General features: G+C 63.2%; 18 protein-coding genes. 6 read left to right on the top strand and 12 right to left on the bottom strand.

Annotated features, from left to right (window positions below; genetic code table 11):
• The 5 genes from NKK51_RS11540 to cpaB are packed head-to-tail and all read right to left on the bottom strand — an operon-like array spanning position 1 to position 5,362.
• Complete coding sequence (locus NKK51_RS11540; protein WP_352552906.1) at positions 1 to 1,422, bottom strand: TadA family conjugal transfer-associated ATPase; 1,422 nt, start codon at positions 1,420 to 1,422, stop codon at positions 1 to 3.
• Positions 1,419 to 2,633 carry a CpaE/TadZ family protein gene (locus NKK51_RS11535; protein ID WP_256748165.1) on the bottom strand — a complete coding sequence of 405 codons (1,215 nt, stop codon included), beginning with the start codon at positions 2,631 to 2,633 and terminating at the stop codon, positions 1,419 to 1,421. The genes NKK51_RS11540 and NKK51_RS11535 overlap by 4 nt, the downstream gene beginning before the upstream one ends.
• Positions 2,634 to 2,682: 49 nt before the next feature.
• Entirely contained in the window at positions 2,683 to 2,952 is a 270-nt protein-coding gene (locus NKK51_RS11530; RefSeq protein ID WP_127297211.1) for a hypothetical protein, read from the bottom strand.
• A 4-nt stretch (positions 2,953 to 2,956) separates the two neighbouring features.
• Positions 2,957 to 4,405: a type II and III secretion system protein family protein gene (locus tag NKK51_RS11525; RefSeq protein ID WP_352552903.1), complete on the bottom strand. Its 1,449-nt coding sequence runs from the start codon at positions 4,403 to 4,405 to the stop codon at positions 2,957 to 2,959.
• Positions 4,406 to 4,435: 30 nt separating this feature from the next.
• Positions 4,436 to 5,362 (bottom strand): Flp pilus assembly protein CpaB, encoded by a 927-nt coding sequence (gene cpaB, locus NKK51_RS11520; RefSeq protein WP_352552901.1) that lies wholly within the window; start codon positions 5,360 to 5,362, stop codon positions 4,436 to 4,438.
• A gap of 239 nt (positions 5,363 to 5,601) precedes the next feature.
• Here cpaB and parE point away from each other — a divergent pair, with 239 nt between their 5' ends.
• Positions 5,602 to 7,659: a DNA topoisomerase IV subunit B gene (parE, locus tag NKK51_RS11515; RefSeq protein ID WP_027036837.1), complete on the top strand. Its 2,058-nt coding sequence runs from the start codon at positions 5,602 to 5,604 to the stop codon at positions 7,657 to 7,659.
• Positions 7,660 to 7,704: 45 nt separating this feature from the next.
• Positions 7,705 to 9,768, top strand: coding sequence for an FUSC family protein (locus tag NKK51_RS11510; protein WP_352552899.1), 2,064 nt, complete (start codon positions 7,705 to 7,707; stop codon positions 9,766 to 9,768).
• Here the strand turns inward: NKK51_RS11510 and NKK51_RS11505 are convergent.
• Positions 9,765 to 10,889 carry a DUF2336 domain-containing protein gene (locus NKK51_RS11505; RefSeq protein WP_352552897.1) on the bottom strand — a complete coding sequence of 375 codons (1,125 nt, stop codon included), beginning with the start codon at positions 10,887 to 10,889 and terminating at the stop codon, positions 9,765 to 9,767. The two genes, NKK51_RS11510 and NKK51_RS11505, sit on opposite strands and share 4 nt — an antisense overlap.
• 150 nt (positions 10,890 to 11,039) lie before the next feature.
• Here NKK51_RS11505 and NKK51_RS11500 point away from each other — a divergent pair, with 150 nt between their 5' ends.
• Positions 11,040 to 11,492 (top strand): MaoC family dehydratase, encoded by a 453-nt coding sequence (locus NKK51_RS11500; protein ID WP_023810497.1) that lies wholly within the window; start codon positions 11,040 to 11,042, stop codon positions 11,490 to 11,492.
• A 3-nt stretch (positions 11,493 to 11,495) separates the two neighbouring features.
• Positions 11,496 to 12,377, top strand: a complete 882-nt coding sequence (locus tag NKK51_RS11495; protein ID WP_352552895.1) for an HpcH/HpaI aldolase/citrate lyase family protein — start codon at positions 11,496 to 11,498, stop codon at positions 12,375 to 12,377.
• Between the two features lie 7 nt (positions 12,378 to 12,384).
• On the opposite strand, the gene NKK51_RS11490 is transcribed toward NKK51_RS11495, so the two are convergent.
• Positions 12,385 to 13,059: a methyltransferase family protein gene (locus NKK51_RS11490; RefSeq protein WP_352552893.1), complete on the bottom strand. Its 675-nt coding sequence runs from the start codon at positions 13,057 to 13,059 to the stop codon at positions 12,385 to 12,387.
• Between the two features lie 108 nt (positions 13,060 to 13,167).
• On the opposite strand from NKK51_RS11490, the gene NKK51_RS11485 reads away from it, so the two are divergent.
• Positions 13,168 to 13,899 carry a TetR/AcrR family transcriptional regulator gene (locus NKK51_RS11485; RefSeq protein ID WP_352552891.1) on the top strand — a complete coding sequence of 244 codons (732 nt, stop codon included), beginning with the start codon at positions 13,168 to 13,170 and terminating at the stop codon, positions 13,897 to 13,899.
• Here the strand turns inward: NKK51_RS11485 and NKK51_RS11480 are convergent.
• Entirely contained in the window at positions 13,896 to 14,504 is a 609-nt protein-coding gene (locus NKK51_RS11480; RefSeq protein ID WP_128303362.1) for a flavin reductase family protein, read from the bottom strand. The two genes, NKK51_RS11485 and NKK51_RS11480, sit on opposite strands and share 4 nt — an antisense overlap.
• Entirely contained in the window at positions 14,505 to 15,089 is a 585-nt protein-coding gene (locus tag NKK51_RS11475; RefSeq protein WP_352552889.1) for a nitroreductase family protein, read from the bottom strand.
• A gap of 153 nt (positions 15,090 to 15,242) precedes the next feature.
• Between NKK51_RS11475 and NKK51_RS11470 the strand changes: the two genes are divergently transcribed.
• Positions 15,243 to 16,205: an RgsD C-terminal domain-containing protein gene (locus NKK51_RS11470; RefSeq protein WP_023810491.1), complete on the top strand. Its 963-nt coding sequence runs from the start codon at positions 15,243 to 15,245 to the stop codon at positions 16,203 to 16,205.
• A gap of 34 nt (positions 16,206 to 16,239) precedes the next feature.
• Here NKK51_RS11470 and NKK51_RS11465 read toward each other — a convergent pair whose 3' ends face one another.
• From NKK51_RS11465 to NKK51_RS11455, 3 genes are all read right to left on the bottom strand, one after another.
• Positions 16,240 to 16,554, bottom strand: coding sequence for a type II toxin-antitoxin system RelE/ParE family toxin (locus tag NKK51_RS11465; RefSeq protein ID WP_352552887.1), 315 nt, complete (start codon positions 16,552 to 16,554; stop codon positions 16,240 to 16,242).
• The gene (locus NKK51_RS11460) at positions 16,544 to 16,819 is read right to left on the bottom strand and encodes a type II toxin-antitoxin system ParD family antitoxin (protein WP_023810489.1); all 276 of its coding nucleotides are present in this window, start codon (positions 16,817 to 16,819) and stop codon (positions 16,544 to 16,546) included. Before NKK51_RS11460 ends, NKK51_RS11465 begins: the two co-directional genes overlap by 11 nt.
• Positions 16,820 to 16,927: 108 nt before the next feature.
• Entirely contained in the window at positions 16,928 to 17,866 is a 939-nt protein-coding gene (locus NKK51_RS11455; RefSeq protein ID WP_023810488.1) for a lysophospholipid acyltransferase family protein, read from the bottom strand.
• Positions 17,867 to 17,895: the final 29 nt, after the last annotated feature.

Raw genomic sequence — 17,895 nt, 5'->3', positions numbered from 1 at the left:
CTACTCCTGCGGCCGGCCGGGTTCGAAATATCGTCCGGGAAACTCGATGCCCATGGCGCGCAAATCCTCAAGGAAGCGCGGCCGGATGCCGGTCGCCTCGTAGTGGCCGAGAATCTTGCCGTCGGCCTCCATGCCGGTACGCACGAAGCGGAATATCTCCTGCATCTGGATGACATCGCCTTCCATGCCGGTCACCTCGGCGACACTGGTCACCTTGCGCTTGCCGTCGGACAGGCGCGTCAGCTGGACGATCAGGTCGAGCGCGCTGGCGATCTGGCTGCGGATCGACTGCACCGTCATCGGCATCCCGGTCATGCCAAGCATCTGCTCGAGCCGCGAAATGGCGTCGCGCGGCGTGTTGGCATGGATGGTCGCCATCGACCCTTCGTGGCCGGTGTTCATCGCCTGCAGCATGTCGAAAGCTTCCTCGCCTCGGCACTCGCCGAGAATGACGCGGTCGGGGCGCATGCGCAGCGCGTTCCTGACTAGGTCGCGCTGCTTCAGCTCGCCATGGCCTTCGATGTTGGCCGGCCGCGTTTCCATGCGTGCGACATGCGGCTGCTGCAGCTGGAGCTCGGCCGCGTCCTCGATGGTGATCAGCCGCTCGTCTTCCGGAATGAAGGCCGACAGCGCATTGAGCATGGTCGTCTTGCCGGTGCCGGTACCGCCCGAAATGATCGTCGTCTTGCGGGCATGCACGGCCGCCGCCAGCACTTCGGCCATGTTCTGGGTGATGGCGCCGAATTCGACCAGTTTGTGCAGGCCGAGCTTGTTCTTGGAGAACTTGCGGATCGACACCAGCGGTCCATCGACCGCAACCGGGCGGATGGCCGCGTTGAAGCGCGAGCCGTCCAGCATGCGGGCATCGACCATCGGCTGCGATTCGTCGACGCGGCGACCGACGGCGGCGACGATCTTGTTGACGATGCGCAGAAGATGCGCCTCGTCCTTGAACGGAATGTGGACCGGCTGCAGCTTGCCCTTCTTTTCGACAAAGCAGTTCATGTGGCCGTTGATCAGGATGTCGTTGATGTCGGGGTCCTTGAGCAGCGGCTCGAGCGGACCGAGGCCGACCATCTCGTCGACGATGTCGTCGACCAGCGCGTCAAGTTCGACGGTGTTGATCGCCATCCGCTCCTGCTTGGTTTTTTCCGACACGAAATCATGCACTTGCCGGCGCATCTCGTCCTTTGGCAAACGCTCCAGCGCGACAAGATTGATCTCTTCGAGCAGCAGCCGGTGGATACGCACGCGCGCATCGAGCACCTTGTTGGCATTCTTTGCCGGCGCTGTGTCCGGCTTTGCCGGCAAAGCCTTTCGGCTGGTCGGAATGACGACGGCATGATGGGCGACCGGCGTCGTCTCAGGCACGCGCTGCGGAAGCGCATCGCGGTTCTGCAGGGCGGAGAAGCGGCTGGTCATCCGGCTTTCCTCTTCAGCAATTCACGGCCCATGCCAAACAGCGAGCGCGATTTCGCCCGTGTTGGGGCCGCCTCCTCCGGCAGGATGATCTTCTTCAGATCGTTGATGACGTTGGCGTTTGGATCAATCTCGTGCAACGGCACGCCGCGATCGACCGCCTCGCGCACCAGCCGATAGTTGTTGGCGATACCGCCGACGAAATGCTCGCCGAGAATTTCCTGGACGTCCGCTTGCTTGATGCCGTTATCGAACATCTTTTGTTCGAAACGGTTGACGATGACGTTGGGCTTCACTTCCTTGCCGGCGGTCTCGTAGACCGCCTGGATCAGCCGCTGCGTGTGGCGCAGGCACGGCACCGTCATTTCCGCGACGATGTAGAGCTTGTTGGAACCGAGCAGCACGGTTTCCGTCCATGGGAACCAGGTGCGTGGCATGTCGATGACGACATTGTCGAAATAGGCCGAAACGAGGTCCAGCATACGCACGACGACATCGGTCTTGAACGAGCGCATCTCTGCTGGATGCGCCGGTGCCGCCAGCACGCACAGTCCGCTGGCATGCTTGGACAGCATCACGTCGAGCAGTTGGCGGTCGAGACGCTCGGGCTGGTTCTCGATCTCGGTAATGTCGAAACGCGGTTCGAGGTCGAGATATTCGGCACAGGCGCCCTGCTGGAAGTTGAGATCGACGACGCAGGTCGAGGCGCCGCGCGTCACCGAGTGATGCAGCTGGAAAGCGGTCTGCAGCGCCAGCGTCGTGGTGCCGACGCCGCCCGCCGCAGGCATGAAGGTGTAGATCTGCGACTCGGTGTTTTCCTCCCGCCCGGGCCCTTGCAGCGCCCGTACCACGGAGCGCACCAGATCGGCGGTGGTGATCGGCTTGACCAGGAAATCCGCGACCTTGAGCTGCACGAGAATACGCACCGCGGCCGCGTTGAACTCCTGGGTGACGACGACGACAGGAACCTTGTCCTCCAGCCGGCGCATGATGCGCTGCAGCGACTCGACCTCCTCCAGCCTTGCCGCATCCATGTCGACGATGATGGCGCCGAAGTCGGCTTCCTGGATCTCGCCGCGCAACTCGGTAACGTTCTTCTCCACTGTCGAGAGCTGTATGATCTCGGAGGCGGAAAATGCGGTGCGCGTGTCCTGCGCAAACGTCCTGTCGGTCGATACGAGCAGGATCTTCCTGGTCTTGATGCCGTTTGCCATTCTGTCAGCCTGTCAGGTCGATCGACCGTTGGATCAGTTACCCGTGGGATCAATTGGTCGTGCTGGACTGCGACGCCTTGGCACCGGCCGCCTGATCGGGTGTGACAGCCGCGGCACTGCCCCGTTGGGCCGGCACCAGGAGCCTGGTGTTCTGGACCCCGTATTTCCAGGGATCGACCATCTGCATGACGGTGTTGGCGGCCTGCGCATTTCCGGCGCCGGCCGTCGGCCCTTCGCTGCGCACATAGTCGTCGCTGGTGCAGCCGGCGGCAAAGCCGGCCAGCAGCAAGGCGACGCTCGATCCAAAGACCAGACGCATGGCTTCAATCCTTCGGCAGGTCGAGGAAATGCCCAGCCGAAGCGGCCGCTGCAGGTTGAGTGACGCGGCCGTCTGCCAGCGCCACGGTGCGACCGGCATCGGAATCCTTCACTTCCTCGGTGTTGTTGAGAAAATAGTCGGCGTTGCTGGCCGGCTGCGTGCCATCGGTTGGCTCGACGAGCTTCTTCGACGGATCGACCGGCTTGACCAGATAGGGCGTTACGATGATGACGAGGTCGGTCTCGCGCCGCTGATAGGATTTCGACGAGAACAGCGCCCCAAGCACCGGCATCTTGCCGAGGCCGGGAATGCGCGACGTGGTGATGTCGTTTTGCGACTGCAGCAGTCCAGCGATCATGAAGCTCTGGCCGTTCTTCAGGTCGACCGACGTTCTGGCACGTCGCACGATGAAGCCGGGAACCGAGATGGAGCCGATATTGTAGGAGGCCGAAGCGTCGATCGAGGAGACTTCCGGCGCGATATCAAGGCTGACCAGCCCGTCTTTCAGAACCGTCGGCGTGAAATCCAGGCTGACGCCGTATTTCTTGTAGCTGACAGAGATCTTGCCGTTGTCCTCGGAGACCGGGATCGGGAACTCGCCGCCGGCGAGGAAGCTCGCCGTCTGGCCGGACCGGGCGATCAGGTTCGGCTCGGCCAGTCGCCGCGCCAAGCCGCGCTCTTCCAACGCCTTGATGGCGATATCGATCGACACGCCGTTCGACAGGAGCCGACCGATGATCTCGCCGGTGCCGGCGGCCGGCACTGTACCCGGATCGATCGAGACGTCGCGGCCGCCAAGGCCATAGGCGAAATTGGCGGCGTATTTGGCGCCCAGATCCTGACCCGCCTGGCGGTTGATCTCGACAAAGCGGACATTGAGCTGGACCTGCTGCGACGATGAGATGTTGACCGAGTTGATGACCTCCTCGGCACCGGAAAAGCGCGTTGCGATCTTGTTTGCCTTTTCGGCGGCGACCGCGTCATCCGCCTCGCCCGACAGCACGACCCGGCCATTGGCCGATCCGACCTTGATCCTGGCATCTGGCACGCTGGCGCGAATGGTGCTGGCCAGTTGGTCTGTGTCGAGCGTCACCTCAATGTCGACGGTGCCGACGAGCTGCTTTTTCTCATCGAACAGCGCAATGCCGGTGGTGCCGAGATTGTTGCCGAGCACATAGAAGGATTTGTCGGTCAGCGGATTGACGTTGGCGATCTCCGGATCGCCGATGACGATCTGGTAGAAGGCGGCACTGGTGATGATCGTCTTCGGCTTGCCCTTGGCAACCTTGATCGACGCATTCTTGGTCGACGACACATAGACGATGTCGTTGTCGGCTCTCGCCGCCGAGACGCCGAAGGCCAGCATCGCCGCAGCAGCCAGCGAAGACGCGACAGCCACGGCACGCAAAACGCGCAACCGCGTCATGATCCGATATGTGAACAGCCCGAACATTGTCCCGTCCCTCACCCAGTCCCCACTGGCTTATTTCTGGTCCCGCGAAGGAACCTGGTATTCCTCGGCCGTTGTGCCGCGCGTTACGATGACCGTCTTGAACTTCGGTTTCTCCGGCTCCTTGGTGACGGCGTCGAACACCGAGCCGGCCGCGGCCTGCACATCCGAGGCGACCGATCCGCCGAAGGAGGAGATGGTGGTGACGCCGTTCTTGCCGTCACCGCCTTCGCTGGCGGACCGAAGCGACAGGGACAAGGTGCCGACGGTGCGGGCCAGCGCCACTTTCTGCGCGCCGTCTGTCGTCACCTCGATGGTCACCGAATTGGAAATCTGCGGCGTCGTCTGGCGCTCGTCGGCGCCCTGCCCGACGCTCAGCACCTTGGCATCGGCGACGACGATCTCGGAGGTGATGGTCGAGCCGGCGGCCCCTTGCGCATTCTTGGCCACTTCCTGAATTTCGCCGGCATCGCGCGTCAGCACCACGTCGACGCGGTCACCGGGCGTGACGAAGCCGCCGACACCGGCGATCTCGTCGGTGCGGATGGTGACCGCCCGCATTCCGGGCGTCATCATGTTGGAGAGTGTCGCGCGGCCGTTCGGGCCGGACAGCTTGGTCAGCAGCACCGGTTCGTTGATCTCCATCGGCGACAGCACCACGCGAGTGCCGTCGGCGAGCAACGCATTGATGGTGGTGAAGGCGCCCTGCGGCACGGACTCTTGCGACCACGGGATTTCGCTGAGCTGCGCGCGGTCGAGCTCCATGCCGTAGCGCAATGGGGCATTCGCCACCACGATGGTCTTGAACTCGACCTTCGGCACGACAGGTGCCGGAATCGACGACGTCTTCTCTTCGGAATCGGCCTTGGCCTGGCTTTTGACCCAGAAATCCGCGGCAAAGATCGAGATCGCCCCGAAAACGGCGGCGATGCCGATCATCGATATGGCCTTGCCCCTCACGCCGAAAACCCCTGATGCCCGCAGTTTCTTGTTTTGTTGGGCTTGACCCTAGGCGGCATTGTTAAAGAATCAGGAATCCCGGGCGTTGGTATCGGATCTATTTCCGCCGGCTTGGTTATCGAATGGTTTTGGGATAAGAGGGGCTAGATCCCCGAACGGAACAGGAACCTCGGTCGCTTGGCGCTGAAAAGCGTGGCAGTATCGTGAGGTGATTCGCAGCACCGGAACCTATGGCAGGCATGGACGACAACAACGATCTCTTCGGCAATATGGACAAGCAGCCGCAGCCGGTGCGTACCCCTGCGCGCCCGGCCGATCCACTGGTGGTGCAAGCCACCAAGCGTCCTGCCTCGACCAAGGACGGCAGCGAGGGCTATAGCGCCGCCGATATCGAGGTGCTGGAAGGGCTGGAGCCGGTGCGCCGCCGGCCAGGCATGTATATAGGCGGCACCGACGACAAGGCGATGCACCATCTGTTCGCCGAGGTCATCGACAATTCGATGGACGAAGCGGTGGCCGGCCATGCCACCTTCATCGATGTCGAGCTCTCGGCCGACGGCTATCTCGCCGTGACCGACAATGGCCGCGGCATCCCGATCGATCCGCACCCGAAGTTCAAGAAGCCGGCGCTTGAAGTGATCATGACGACGCTGCATTCGGGCGGCAAGTTCGACTCCAAGGTTTATGAGACATCAGGCGGCCTGCATGGCGTCGGTGTGTCCGTGGTCAACGCGCTGTCGGACCATCTCGAGGTTGAGGTCGCGCGGGGACGGCAACTCTATCGGCAAAAATTCTCGCGCGGCGTTCCCGTGACCGGCCTGGAACAGTTGGGCGAGGTCCACAACCGGCGCGGCACAAAGATCCGCTTCCACCCTGACGAGCAGATTTTCGGCAAGGGCGCGGCGTTCGAACCGGCGCGGCTCTACCGCATGACGCGCTCGAAAGCCTATCTGTTTGGCGGCGTCGAGATCCGATGGACCTGCGATCCGTCGCTGATCAAGGAAAAGGACCAGACGCCGGCCAAGGCTGAATTCCATTTTCCCGGGGGCCTGAAGGATTATCTCAAGGCATCGCTCGGCGACGACTTCCAGGTGACTCGCGAAATCTTCGCCGGCAAGAGCGAGAAACAAGGCGGCCATGGCTCGCTCGAATGGGCGGTGACCTGGTTCGGCGGCGACGGCTTCATCAATTCCTACTGCAACACCATCCCGACCGGCGAAGGCGGCACCCACGAGGCCGGCTTCCGCAATGTGCTGACGCGGGGCCTGCGCGCCTATGCCGATCTCGTCGGTAACAAGCGCGCCTCGATCGTGACCTCGGAAGACGTCATGATCTCGGCGGCGGGCATGCTGTCGGTGTTCATCCGCGAGCCGGAATTCGTCGGCCAGACCAAGGACAGGCTGGCGACGATCGAGGCAATTCGAATTGTCGAGACCGCGATCCGCGACCCGTTCGACCATTGGCTGGCCGACAACCCGCAGGAAGCGTCGAAGCTGCTCGAATGGGTGATCGCGCGTGCCGACGAGAGGGTGCGCCGACGGCAGGAAAAGGAAGTGTCGCGCAAGAGCGCGGTGCGCAAACTGCGCCTTCCGGGCAAGCTCGCCGACTGCACGCAGAATGCCGCGGCCGGTGCAGAACTGTTTATCGTCGAAGGTGACTCGGCCGGCGGCTCTGCCAAGCAGGCGCGCGACCGCGCCAGCCAGGCCGTCCTGCCGCTGCGTGGAAAAATCCTCAACGTCGCCAGTGCCGGCAACGACAAGCTGGCGGCCAACCAACAGATTTCGGACCTGATCCAGGCGCTCGGCTGCGGTACGCGTTCGAAGTACCGCGATGAAGATCTGCGCTACGACCGCGTGATCATCATGACCGACGCAGACGTCGACGGCGCCCACATCGCCTCGCTGCTGATCACCTTCTTCTACCAGGAGATGCCGGCGCTGGTGCGCGGCGGCCACCTTTACCTCGCCGTGCCGCCGCTTTACTCGATCAGGCAAGGCGGCAAGGTCGCCTATGCCCGCGACGACGCGCACAAGGACGAGCTCCTGCGCACCGAATTCACCGGGCGCGGCAAGGTGGAACTGGGCCGCTTCAAGGGCCTGGGCGAGATGATGGCCGCCCAGCTCAAGGAAACCACCATGGACCCAAGGAAGCGCACGCTGCTCAGGGTCGATGTGAACGAAATCGATTCAGCCACCAAGGACAGGGTCGATGAACTGATGGGCACCAAGCCGGAAGCCCGTTTCCGCTTCATCCAGGAACGCGCCGAATTCGCCGCGGCGGAAGTGCTGGATATCTAGCCGCCAGCCGGTCCATAACAAGGCTCCAGTTGCGGAGACGAGCATGTGACCTGGGCGCGGCTGAAAGGTTACTTCGAGACGAGTTTAGCCGGATTGACGCAACCGACGCGCTCCGACTGGATCTTTGCCTTGCGCACCGTTTCAGCCGGCCTGATCGCGTTGCTGGCCGCCTATGCGCTGAAGCTCGACCATCCGCAATGGGCCATGATGACGGTGTTCATCGTTGCCCAGCCGGTTGCCGGCATGGTGCTGGCGAAGGGCTTCTACCGGCTGCTCGGCACGCTGGTCGGCGGCATCGCCGCGATCGGCATCACCACCGTTTTCGGCACCAACCCCTGGGTGCTGGTGACTGTGCTTGCCGTCTGGATCGGCATCTGCACCTTCGTCTCGTCGCTGCTGCGCAATCCGGAAGCCTATGGCGCCGCGCTCGCCGGATACACCGCAATGATCATCGGCCTGCCCGCTTTCGGACAGCCGCATCTCGTCGTCGACCTCGCGGTCGCGCGCTGTGCCGAGATCGTGCTTGGTATTGTCTGCGCCGGCCTGACCAGCCGGCTGATCCTACCGAAACTGGCCAGCGACGCCATCATCTCGCGCCTGAAACGTTGCATCCTCGATCTTGCCACCTATGCCGGCGGTGCGTTCTCCGGCGGCGACCCGGCAACGCTGTCCGCGCTGCACCGAAAGCTGGTCACTGATGCCCAGACGCTCGGCGAGATGCGCGCCTATGCCAGGCTCGAGGCGCCTAGCTTCGCGCCGCGCGCCCATCCGGTCCGGCGCACCATCGGACAGCTGCTCTCGGCCCTGTCGGCGGCACGCGCGCTGCATTCGCACGCCGTTCCGAAGAATGCGGCGCTCATTCCGGTACGCTCGGAACTGCAGTCGCTGGTCAGCGAGCTGGCGACCAAGCCCGGCGCGCTGGACGATACGGCGCTGTGGGTGGCTCGGCTCGATGCGATTGCCGGAAACGCCCGGCAAATGCCCGATGCCTCGACCGATCAGGGCGACGACAGGGTCGGCACTATCACCCGCCTGACCATCGCCGCCGATTTCGCCGATGCGCTCAAGCAGGTGCTGCGCGGCCTCGACGCCCTGCGCGCGCCTGCCACGCGCCCGGCCAGGGGCAGGCAGCCTGCGCTGGTGGTGCATCGCGATTACGCCGGCGCACCGCGTAACGCCTTGCGTGCTGCCCTTGCCACGCTGCTGGTCGCGGCCTTCTGGCTGACGACGAAATGGTCGGAAGCGGCCGGTACGGTCATTCTCGTTGCTGTCGTATCGAGCCTGTTTGCTGCTCGCCCCGACCCTGTGCAGGTCGCCTGGGGTTTCTTCAAGGGAACGCTTCTGGCGCTGCCGTTTGCCTTTCTCGTCGGCCAGATCGCATTGCCTGCCCTGCCCGGCTTCGGCTGGTTCATGCTGTTTGTCGTGCCCATCCTTGTACCGACGGCGCTGGCCATGGCCAATCCACGCTATGTCGGCGTGGCGACGGCCTTCGCCATCAACTTTCTTGCCTTCCTGAGCCCGCACCAGGCGATGACCTACGATCCCGGACCCTTCTTCGCCGGTTCGGCGTCGATCCTGGTCGGCATCCTGCTGGCGATCGGTGTCTTCATCGTCGTGCTGCCCGCCGATCCGTGGCTCGCGGCCAACCGCATCGTGCGCGCCATGCGCGAGGATCTGGCGCGGCTTTGCCTGCATGAGCGCGTGCCGAGACGTTCGGCCTTCGAGAGCCTCGCCTACGACCGCATCAACCAGCTGATGCCGCTGGTGCAGAATGCCGGTCAGAAGGGCGATGCGGTTCTGGGCGGCGGAGTCGCCGCCGTCACCGTCGGCCTGGAGGTCCTTCGGCTGCGCGATGCAAGCCAAAGCCATGCCATTCCATCCGAGACCGCGCTTTCGATCGCCAACTTCCTGAGGGGACTGGCGCGCGAACTGCTTTTCCGCGCCCCCAGCGATCCGCAGACCTCGACCGTCGCCGTCGCCCGGCAGTACGCAGCGAACATCGCCGAGCGAAACGGCACCAGCGAATTGCTTCAAATCGCAGCATCGCTGCGCATCATCGCCGCCGCGATTGAGGATTTCCCGGACTTTTTCGCGAGGGATAAAGGTTAAGCTGCCGCTATCGCCAGCGCGTGGCCTCGCGCGTTTTCGCGCAGCGCGTCGAGATGGATCGACTTGACCAAGGCGGCGAGATCACCCTCGGCGGATTGACCGCCCACCTCCTTGAGCATCAGCCAGCTGACCTCCTGCACACCGGCGACGCGCTTGCCGTTGGCAACCTCGCGCCAGATCTTCAGCGCACGCAGGATGATGGCATGGGTGACTGCGGCGAGTCCGGCGCTGCGGAACAGCGCCTGCAAGGCCACGTCGTGCCCGCCGGCCAGCAGCGCCCTTACCCTTTGTTCGGATTGCTGGCTGAGCGCGACCAGCGCCGAGCCGAAGAAATCGACCTTGCCATGCGCGATGGTGCGGATCAGAAAGCTCGCGGTAAGGTCGCCACGCAGCCTGAGATGCTCGATCAGGGCCGCATGTTCTTCCTGGCGCGTGCCTTCGATCAGCGTCACGGAAGCCTTGACGCAGGCGTCGCGCATGACGCGGTCGGCTCGCGCCGCGCCCATCATCGCCATCACCAGTGGCGACGTTTTCAACATTTCGCCAAGCTTGACGAGCAGCATATGCCGGCAGTCGGCCGGCAGCCTGATATCCGATATCAGCGCCTCGCGCACCAGCGGCAGGTGCCCATGCCGTTCGGCCATGCGGCGGAAGCTGAGCGAGGCGATGTCGGCGCCGCTGTTGGCGAGCAGCACGGCGCAGGCGTCCGCCTCGCCGATCTCGGCGATGGCCGCCGACAGCGCCATCGAGACGAGTGGCCGGTCGGCGATCAATTTCTGTGTCGCCTTCGGACTTGAAGCCACGCGGTTGATCAGGTCGGCGTCGGTGAGCAACGGCGAGCGCGCCAACACCACGCCGGCGACTTCCGGCTGGTCGGAGGCCAGCACGCTGATGATCTGCATTGGCGCGTGGTGGCTCATCGACAGCGCCTCGGCCATCGCCAGCCGCACCTTCGACGAGGCATCGTCGAGCAACAGCGTCAGCGCCGCCTCGGCGGCGCAACGGTCCTCGAAAGGCAATTCGGAATTGATATAGGCCCGGGCCAGAGCGCTCGCCGCCGCGGCGCGCTCCGACACCCTGGCCGTGTAGATCCATTTCAGGAAATGCGAAACAACAACCATGCCCGCCTGCTTACGCCCCTTGTCAGAAGCTTCTGACCCCACTGACGACCGTAGGCAGAATTGGTTTACGAACCGTTCACCATGTTCATTAACTGGCTTGCGAGCCTGATTTGCAGCGCCTATCACCGTCAAGCACCTGAGGAGAAAGAAATGGCCGGGCTTTATCTCGAAGAGTTCGTTGTCGGCCATGTCTTCCAGCACACGCTGCGCAAGACCGTTACCGAAAGCGACAACATGCTGTTTTCGGTAATGACGCTGAACCCGCAGCCGCTGCACATCGACTTCGATTTCGCCGCCAAGAGCGAATGGGGCAAGCCGCTGGTCAACTCGCTGTTCACGCTCGGCCTGATGATCGGCATTTCGGTCAATGACATCACAGTCGGCACCACGGTCGCCAATCTCGGCATGAAGGAGACCGTGTTTCCGCATCCGGTCTTCCATGGCGACACCATTCGCGTTGAGACGACAGTCATCTCGGTGCGCGAGTCCAGGTCGAAACCCGATCGCGGCATCGTCGAATTCGAGCATCGCGCCTACAACCAGCATGGCGATCTCGTCGCCAAATGCACTAGGCAAGCGATGATGCTGAAGAAGGCGATCTGACGCATGCGTTCGCTGCTGTTCATCCCTGGCGATTCCCAGAGGAAACTGGAAAAGGGTTTTGGTGTCGGCGCCGACGTGGTCATCGTCGACCTCGAGGATTCCGTGGCACCGCACAACAAGGCGCTGGCACGCGAGGTGGCGGCGCGCTTCATCCTGGAACGCAGGGCGCAAACCAGTTCAGCCATCTATGTCAGGGTCAACGACCTGTCGACCGCGCTGACGGACGACGATCTCGCCGCACTGGTTCCAGCGAAACCCGACGGCATCATGCTGCCCAAGTCGAACAGCGGCCAGGATGTGCAGCACCTGTCGGCAAAGCTCAGGGTGCGCGAGGCCGAAAACGGCTTGGCCGACGGCGCGATCAAGATCCTGCCGATCATCACAGAAACGCCGGCAGGCGTGCTCGCGGCGGCGACCTATGCCGGGACAAGCGCGCGGCTTGCCGGCCTCACTTGGGGCGCTGAAGACCTGTCGGCGGCGATCGGCGCGCGCAGCGCCCGCGACGAGCATGGCCGCTACACGGACGTGTTCCGTCACGCTCGCACCATGACCATACTTGCCGCCGGTGCGGCGGAGGTCGAGGCGATCGACACCGTCTTCCCGAATTTTCGCGACATGGCGGCCTTCGAAGCGGAATGCACCGAGGCCGAGCGCGATGGCTTCACCGGCAAGATGGCGATCCACCCCGATCAGGTGCCGGTCATCAACGCCGCCTTCACGCCGTCGGTCGACGCCGTGAGACAATCGGCGGCAATCGTTGCCGCGTTCGCGGCAGCGGGAAGTCCCGGCGTCGTCAGCATCGACGGCAGGATGTTCGACCGCCCGCACCTGCGGCTAGCCGAGCGGCTTCTGGCGCGGGCAAAGGCGGCAGGTGTTTCCGCCTGAGCGCCTGCTACCAAACCAACGGGATCAGGCGGTAACGGACCCGGGCCACATAGTCGTCATAGCCGCGCAGGCCGGTGCGAAGCGTCTTCTCTTCAATGAAGGTGCGGATGGCCAGGAGAACGACGATCACGAGTACCGACGCCAGCCCCCACCAGGAACCAAGCAGAAGTGCCGTGCCGGCGAAGAAGAGGATGGCGCCGGCGTACATCGGATGGCGGACGTAGCTGTAAGGCCCCGTGGAGATCACATGTTGTCCGCGTTCATCCTGGATCTTCACCACGGGCGCCGCGAAACTGTTCTCCAGCATCGTCAGATAGCAGATCCAGATTCCGAGCAGCAGGACGAGCGCGCCGACCACCTGCACCCAGACGGGAACCACGGACCAGCCGAAACGGACGTCGAACCCCATGAATATCTGCGAACCAAAGATGGCGAACAGTAGTATGGACAGCAGGACCTTGTCGGCCGTGTCCTGATTCTTCTGGATGGGAGAACTCAGCCGCTCATTCATCAGGCCGGGATCGCGCCTTGCCAGCGCCACGCCCAAGGTGAGACTGAGCCCCACCATCCCCACCAGATAGACCCAGGCCCCCGGCCAGTGCAGCGTGCCGGCCGACAGGAAGAGCAAGGCGCCCATGGCGCCAAACCAGACGAATGTTTGAAGGACCAATTTCGCGATCATGATCGGCCTTTCATGATATCCGCTTACTTGCGCTAGCAATTTTAGACCATCGGTCTACCATACCGACCAACGGTCTGTAATTCAAGCCAGCTGTGCAGAAGGTTCATCATGCCCCGTGTCATCAAGCATCCAGAGTTCAGGCGAGAAGAACTTCTGGACCATGCCCAGACGCTTTTTCTGACGCAGGGCTATGACAAAGCGAGCCTCAACGACGTGATTGCGTCCGCCGGCGTCTCCAAGGGCGCCTTCTATCACTACTTCCCCTCCAAGGAGGCTCTTCTGGAAGCCTTGGCCGATCGCTTTGCAAGACAGGCACTGGCTGGCGTGCAAGACATAATCGACGATCCGGGCCTAGACCCGCTTGACCGCCTGAATGGCCTGCTCAGCCAGTCGCGGCGGGCCAAGATCGAGACCGCGCCGGAAGCTTGGACTCTTTTCGAGACGATGTTTCGGCCTGAGAATCTGGTGCTTTTCCACCGTATCAATCTGGCCGCCAGCGCGTCGTTTTCACCTCTGCTGGTCAAGATCATCAGGCAAGGGATCGAAGACGGCACTTTCAGGACCTTCGATCCGGAAGGTGTCGCCGACATCGTCATGCAGTTCGGCATGGCCACGCATGACGTCGTTGCCAAGGCAATTGCCGGCGGCAGCGACGCCGACATGGAGATCGCGATCGAGGCCCTGGAGAAACGCGTCAGGCTCTACGAGATCGCTCTCGACCGCATACTGGGTCTGCCCGATGGAAGCATCCGGATCGGCGAGCCCGGCTATGTGCGCACCGTCATGACGGCCAGGCAGCGAAGGAGTGCCGGCAAGGCGCTGGCCAAGCCTGATATCTAGTCCTTGTCCCAGCGCGGCCGGCGCATCGAAAACACCTCGTCGACGCTGGCATAGTCCATATAGCCGAGACGAGCGACATTGCCGGCCTTGGTGATGTCGAACAGGCCGTCTGTCAGGAAGGCGTCGTCGATGTGCACGCCGACCACTTCACCGGCAACAATCACAGCACTCGTCGGCGATCCGTCCAGCGCCTTTGGCCGAAAAACTTCCGTCACCCTGCATTCGAGCGCAGCTGGCGCTGCCGCCACGCGCGGCGGCCCGACCAGGCGCGACGGCGCCATGGCAAGATCGGCATAGACGAACTCGTTGACGCCGCGCGGTGCGTTGACCGATGTGCGGTTCATCTTCTCCGCGAGATCGCGGCTGACGAGATTGGCGACGAACTCGCCGGTTTCCTGCGCGAAGGAGGCGCTGTCCTTCTCGCCTTCCGAGGAAAACCAGACGATGAACGGTCGCGTCGAGACGGCATTGAAGAAGGAGTATGGCGCGAGATTGACCTCGCCTGCCCCGTTCAGCGTCGAAATCCAGCCGATCGGACGCGGCGCCACGATCGCCTTCGAAGGGTCATGCGGCAGGCCGTGGCCCTTTGAGGGTTCGTAGAACATTCAGCCAGCCCACGGCCCCGAATAGTCACTGTACAGCTTTGCCGGATCGGGCCGGGGCCGCTCCGGTGCCGGGCCGGCATAGGAGCCGATATGGATGAAGCCGACGACGCGCTCCTGCGGCGCCAGCCCCAGCAGCGCCCTGCCCTCCGGTACATCCGAATACCAGTTGCTGATCATGTTGGTGCCATAGCCCAGCGCATTCGCTGCTATCATCAGGTTCATCGCCGCCATGCCGCCCGACAGGAACATTTCCCATTGCGGGATTTTTGGATTCTCCCGGGGGACAGATACGACGCCGATCACCAGCGGCGCGCGTGAGAACCGCGCCAGTTCCTGATTGCGGCGGCCTTCCGGCAATGGGCCCTCCCGCTGCTCTGCAAGCGCTGCCAGTTGCCTGCCGATCTCGACGCGGGCGTCGCCACGGTAGACGATGAAGCGCCAGGGCTCCAATCGGCCATGGTCGGGCACCCGCGAGGCAGCAGTGATCATCGTCGCGATCTCCGCATCGCTCGGCGCCGGCTGCTTCAGATCGGGGATCGGAGCGGAGTTTCGGGTCAGCAGGAAATCGATGATCGGCGACGCCATGGGCGCAAGTCTCCTGAACATTCTGTTTTGAGCTGAAGCGCACCATCGGGAATTCGGGCGGCTCGGGCATTGGCGCGGGATACGCCGGACGGAAGAGTCGTATCGGACTCTTAAGCCTTGAAATTGCCACCGCCATGGGCTTCAACGCAAGGCATGTTTGAGGGGACTGTCCGTCTTTTCCTGATCTGGCTCGGCGCCCTGCTGTTCATGGCGCCGGTTTCGTACGCCATGGCGCAGAACGTCGACGGTGTCAGCGACCTGAAGCTTCCGGGAATTTCGAGCTACGCGACGCCGAAAGGCGAGACGTCACTGGCACTAAGCGGCGGCGGCGCCATCACATTGTCCGCCCAGTTGACCGACAAGGGTTCCGACATCACGCGCGGCATCGTCTGGCGGGTTTTCAAGCCCGAAGCCGTCAACGGCAAATTGCCGATGGTCGCCTCCTCCCATGGCGGCACCGCCGTCTTCCAGCTCGAGCCTGGCAGCTATCTGGTTCACGCCTCCTACGGCCGGGCCGGCGCCACCAAGCGCATCACTGTCGGCAAGGACGCCAAGCGCGAAAGCCTCGTGCTCGACGCCGGTGGCCTCAAGCTCGACGCCGTGCTGTCCGGCGGCGTGCGCATTCCGCCGAAGAAGCTGCGCTTTTCGATTTACGAGGGCACCGCCGAGGCCAATGGCGACCGCGCGCTGATCATTCCCGATGTCGAGCCCAACAGCGTCGTGCGGCTCAACGCCGGCATCTACCATGTCGTCTCGACCTATGGCGCGGTCAACGCGGTCATCCGCTCCGACATCCGTGTCGAGGCCGGCAAGCTGACCGAAGCGACCGTCGAGCACCACGCCGCCGAGATCACGATGAAGCTGGTGCGCGAAACCGGCGGCGAGGCGATCGCCGATACCTCCTGGTCGCTGCTCAATGAGTCCGGCGATCCGATCAAGGAAACTGTCGGCGCCTTCGCCTCTATGGTGCTGGCCGAGGGCGACTACACCATCATCGCCAAGAACCGCGACCGCATCTACCAGAAGGATTTTACGGTCGTGGCCGGGCAGAACCAGGAAATCGAGGTTCTGGCCACCGAGGCCGCGGCGATGGATCCCGAAGAAGGTGCTGATTAGACCAGACTGCAGTTCGCAATCCCTACCAGAGGAATCAGGTGTCTGCTTCATCCTCTGAACTGGCCGGATAATCCTGTCCGCCGTAGAGCACACGCAGGATGACCACGGTGTCACCGTTGACCCGGAAAACGATAGATACGCGGCGTTCAAAACCGACGATGGGGACGCCGGGGCCAACAGCGTCGCGCACGGTCCCGCGCTCCGGGAAGGTGGACAGCGCCATACACGCGGCCTCTATGCGGTTGACATAGTCGCCGGCACGCCGATTCCCGCTGTCGTTTTCGATGTAATTGTAGATGGCGAAGAGGTCGGCTTGAGCCGCTGGCCTGAAGACGACCTTATGCGTCACGCTTAGAGGCCTTCATGCGGTCCGCATGATGGGCGCGCAACGCTTTGAAGACGTCTTCTGCCGGGATGTCCGGACGCGGGTCGTCAAGGGCTTCCTGGACCTTCGCGTGCATAACAGCGGTGATGATCTGCTCCTCGCGATCGAGGGCGCGTAGCGCCGCGCGCATGACTTCGCTGGCGGAATCGTAGGCGCCCGAGGCCAGACGTGCGTCGACGCTGCTCTGCTGGCGGCCGAGGGTCACGGTGATTGGTTTGCTGGTTCTCATGGCAAGTTCGTTTCTTGCCTCCTTATAGCACCGCAACGTTACAGTGTCATACTATTTTCTGAACGGACGGTCGAGTCTCGGCCCCTCGTGAGCCGGACGTTTGTTGCCTCAAGCAGCCAGCTTGGTCCGCGCCGGCAGGAACGGAATCCGGCGGCGCCTCACGACTGGCGCAAGGTCGAACACGCCGCGATAAAGGCGGTCGAGCAACGCCTTGCGGTCGCGCAATGGCTCCAGTTCGCTCCAGCTCAGCATCTTGCCGACACGCACGTCGATCGCCTTGCCGGACAACCGCGCGAATTCGTGGATGAGCAGCGACGTGCGCAATGTCACCGAGGCCTTGCCGATGAATTTCGCCACCCGGCCGTCGCTCTCAGCCATGTTCATCGGGCCGCTGACCAGATGGAACAGCCTGCCGTTCTGCCCGGAAAAATGCATCGGGATGACCGACGCTTTGGCCTCCTGGACGAGACGGGCCGGAAACATCTTCCACGGCAGGTCGCGCGCCCGGCCAAAACCTTTTGGCGCGGTGGCGACACCGCCGGCCGGAAACACCACGATGGTGACGCCCTCCTTCAGCAGCCGCACCGCTTCATGGCGCACGGCCATGTTGTTCTTCAGCGCGTCCTTGGTCTCGGAAAAGTCGATCGGCAGCGAGTAGGGCTCCATCTCGCGGATCTTGAGCAGGTCCTTGTGGATCATCACCCGGAACGGCCGTCCGAGCTGCTCGGCCAGCGACAGCACGGCAATGCCGTCACCGATGCCGAACGGATGATTGGCGACGATCACCAGCGGCGTATCAGGCAATTGCGCTGGCGGCCACTGATCTGCCGTCCGCACGCGGACGTCGATCAGGTCGAGCATGCGGCTGAACACACGCTCGCCGGTCGGCACGACCTGGCGGCGCCAAAAATCGTAAAGCGCGGTGTAGCGGTCGCGGCCCGACAGGCCTTCGATCGAATGGATGAACCAGCGCGTCAGCGCCGGCTGGCGCGGATTGGCATAGGAAAGCTCGGGAAAGGGTCGTTCGCGCGATTTCAGCTTGAGCATAGGGGTTCGTTACAAGGTCGGCGTGACAA

It is taken from the genome of Mesorhizobium sp. M0011 (assembly GCF_040324155.1).
GTDB lineage: Bacteria > Pseudomonadota > Alphaproteobacteria > Rhizobiales > Rhizobiaceae > Mesorhizobium.
The sequence above is the reverse complement of the archived record's forward strand: the minus strand, read 5'-3'. Positions and strand labels throughout refer to the sequence as shown.

What these genes read in the sequence shown, in the direction of transcription:
- NKK51_RS11540 (WP_352552906.1), bottom strand. Translation starts at nt 1,422, where the DNA reads ATGACCAGCCGCTTCTCCGCCCTGCAGAACCGCGATGCGCTTCCGCAG.
- NKK51_RS11535 (WP_256748165.1), bottom strand. Translation starts at nt 2,633, where the DNA reads ATGGCAAACGGCATCAAGACCAGGAAGATCCTGCTCGTATCGACCGAC.
- NKK51_RS11530 (WP_127297211.1), bottom strand. Translation starts at nt 2,952, where the DNA reads ATGCGTCTGGTCTTTGGATCGAGCGTCGCCTTGCTGCTGGCCGGCTTT.
- NKK51_RS11525 (WP_352552903.1), bottom strand. Translation starts at nt 4,405, where the DNA reads ATGTTCGGGCTGTTCACATATCGGATCATGACGCGGTTGCGCGTTTTG.
- parE (WP_027036837.1), top strand. Translation starts at nt 5,602, where the DNA reads ATGGACGACAACAACGATCTCTTCGGCAATATGGACAAGCAGCCGCAG.
- NKK51_RS11505 (WP_352552897.1), bottom strand. Translation starts at nt 10,889, where the DNA reads ATGGTTGTTGTTTCGCATTTCCTGAAATGGATCTACACGGCCAGGGTG.
- NKK51_RS11500 (WP_023810497.1), top strand. Translation starts at nt 11,040, where the DNA reads ATGGCCGGGCTTTATCTCGAAGAGTTCGTTGTCGGCCATGTCTTCCAG.
- NKK51_RS11495 (WP_352552895.1), top strand. Translation starts at nt 11,496, where the DNA reads ATGCGTTCGCTGCTGTTCATCCCTGGCGATTCCCAGAGGAAACTGGAA.
- NKK51_RS11490 (WP_352552893.1), bottom strand. Translation starts at nt 13,059, where the DNA reads ATGATCGCGAAATTGGTCCTTCAAACATTCGTCTGGTTTGGCGCCATG.
- NKK51_RS11485 (WP_352552891.1), top strand. Translation starts at nt 13,168, where the DNA reads ATGCCCCGTGTCATCAAGCATCCAGAGTTCAGGCGAGAAGAACTTCTG.
- NKK51_RS11480 (WP_128303362.1), bottom strand. Translation starts at nt 14,504, where the DNA reads ATGTTCTACGAACCCTCAAAGGGCCACGGCCTGCCGCATGACCCTTCG.
- NKK51_RS11475 (WP_352552889.1), bottom strand. Translation starts at nt 15,089, where the DNA reads ATGGCGTCGCCGATCATCGATTTCCTGCTGACCCGAAACTCCGCTCCG.
- NKK51_RS11470 (WP_023810491.1), top strand. Translation starts at nt 15,243, where the DNA reads ATGTTTGAGGGGACTGTCCGTCTTTTCCTGATCTGGCTCGGCGCCCTG.
- NKK51_RS11460 (WP_023810489.1), bottom strand. Translation starts at nt 16,819, where the DNA reads ATGAGAACCAGCAAACCAATCACCGTGACCCTCGGCCGCCAGCAGAGC.
- NKK51_RS11455 (WP_023810488.1), bottom strand. Translation starts at nt 17,866, where the DNA reads ATGCTCAAGCTGAAATCGCGCGAACGACCCTTTCCCGAGCTTTCCTAT.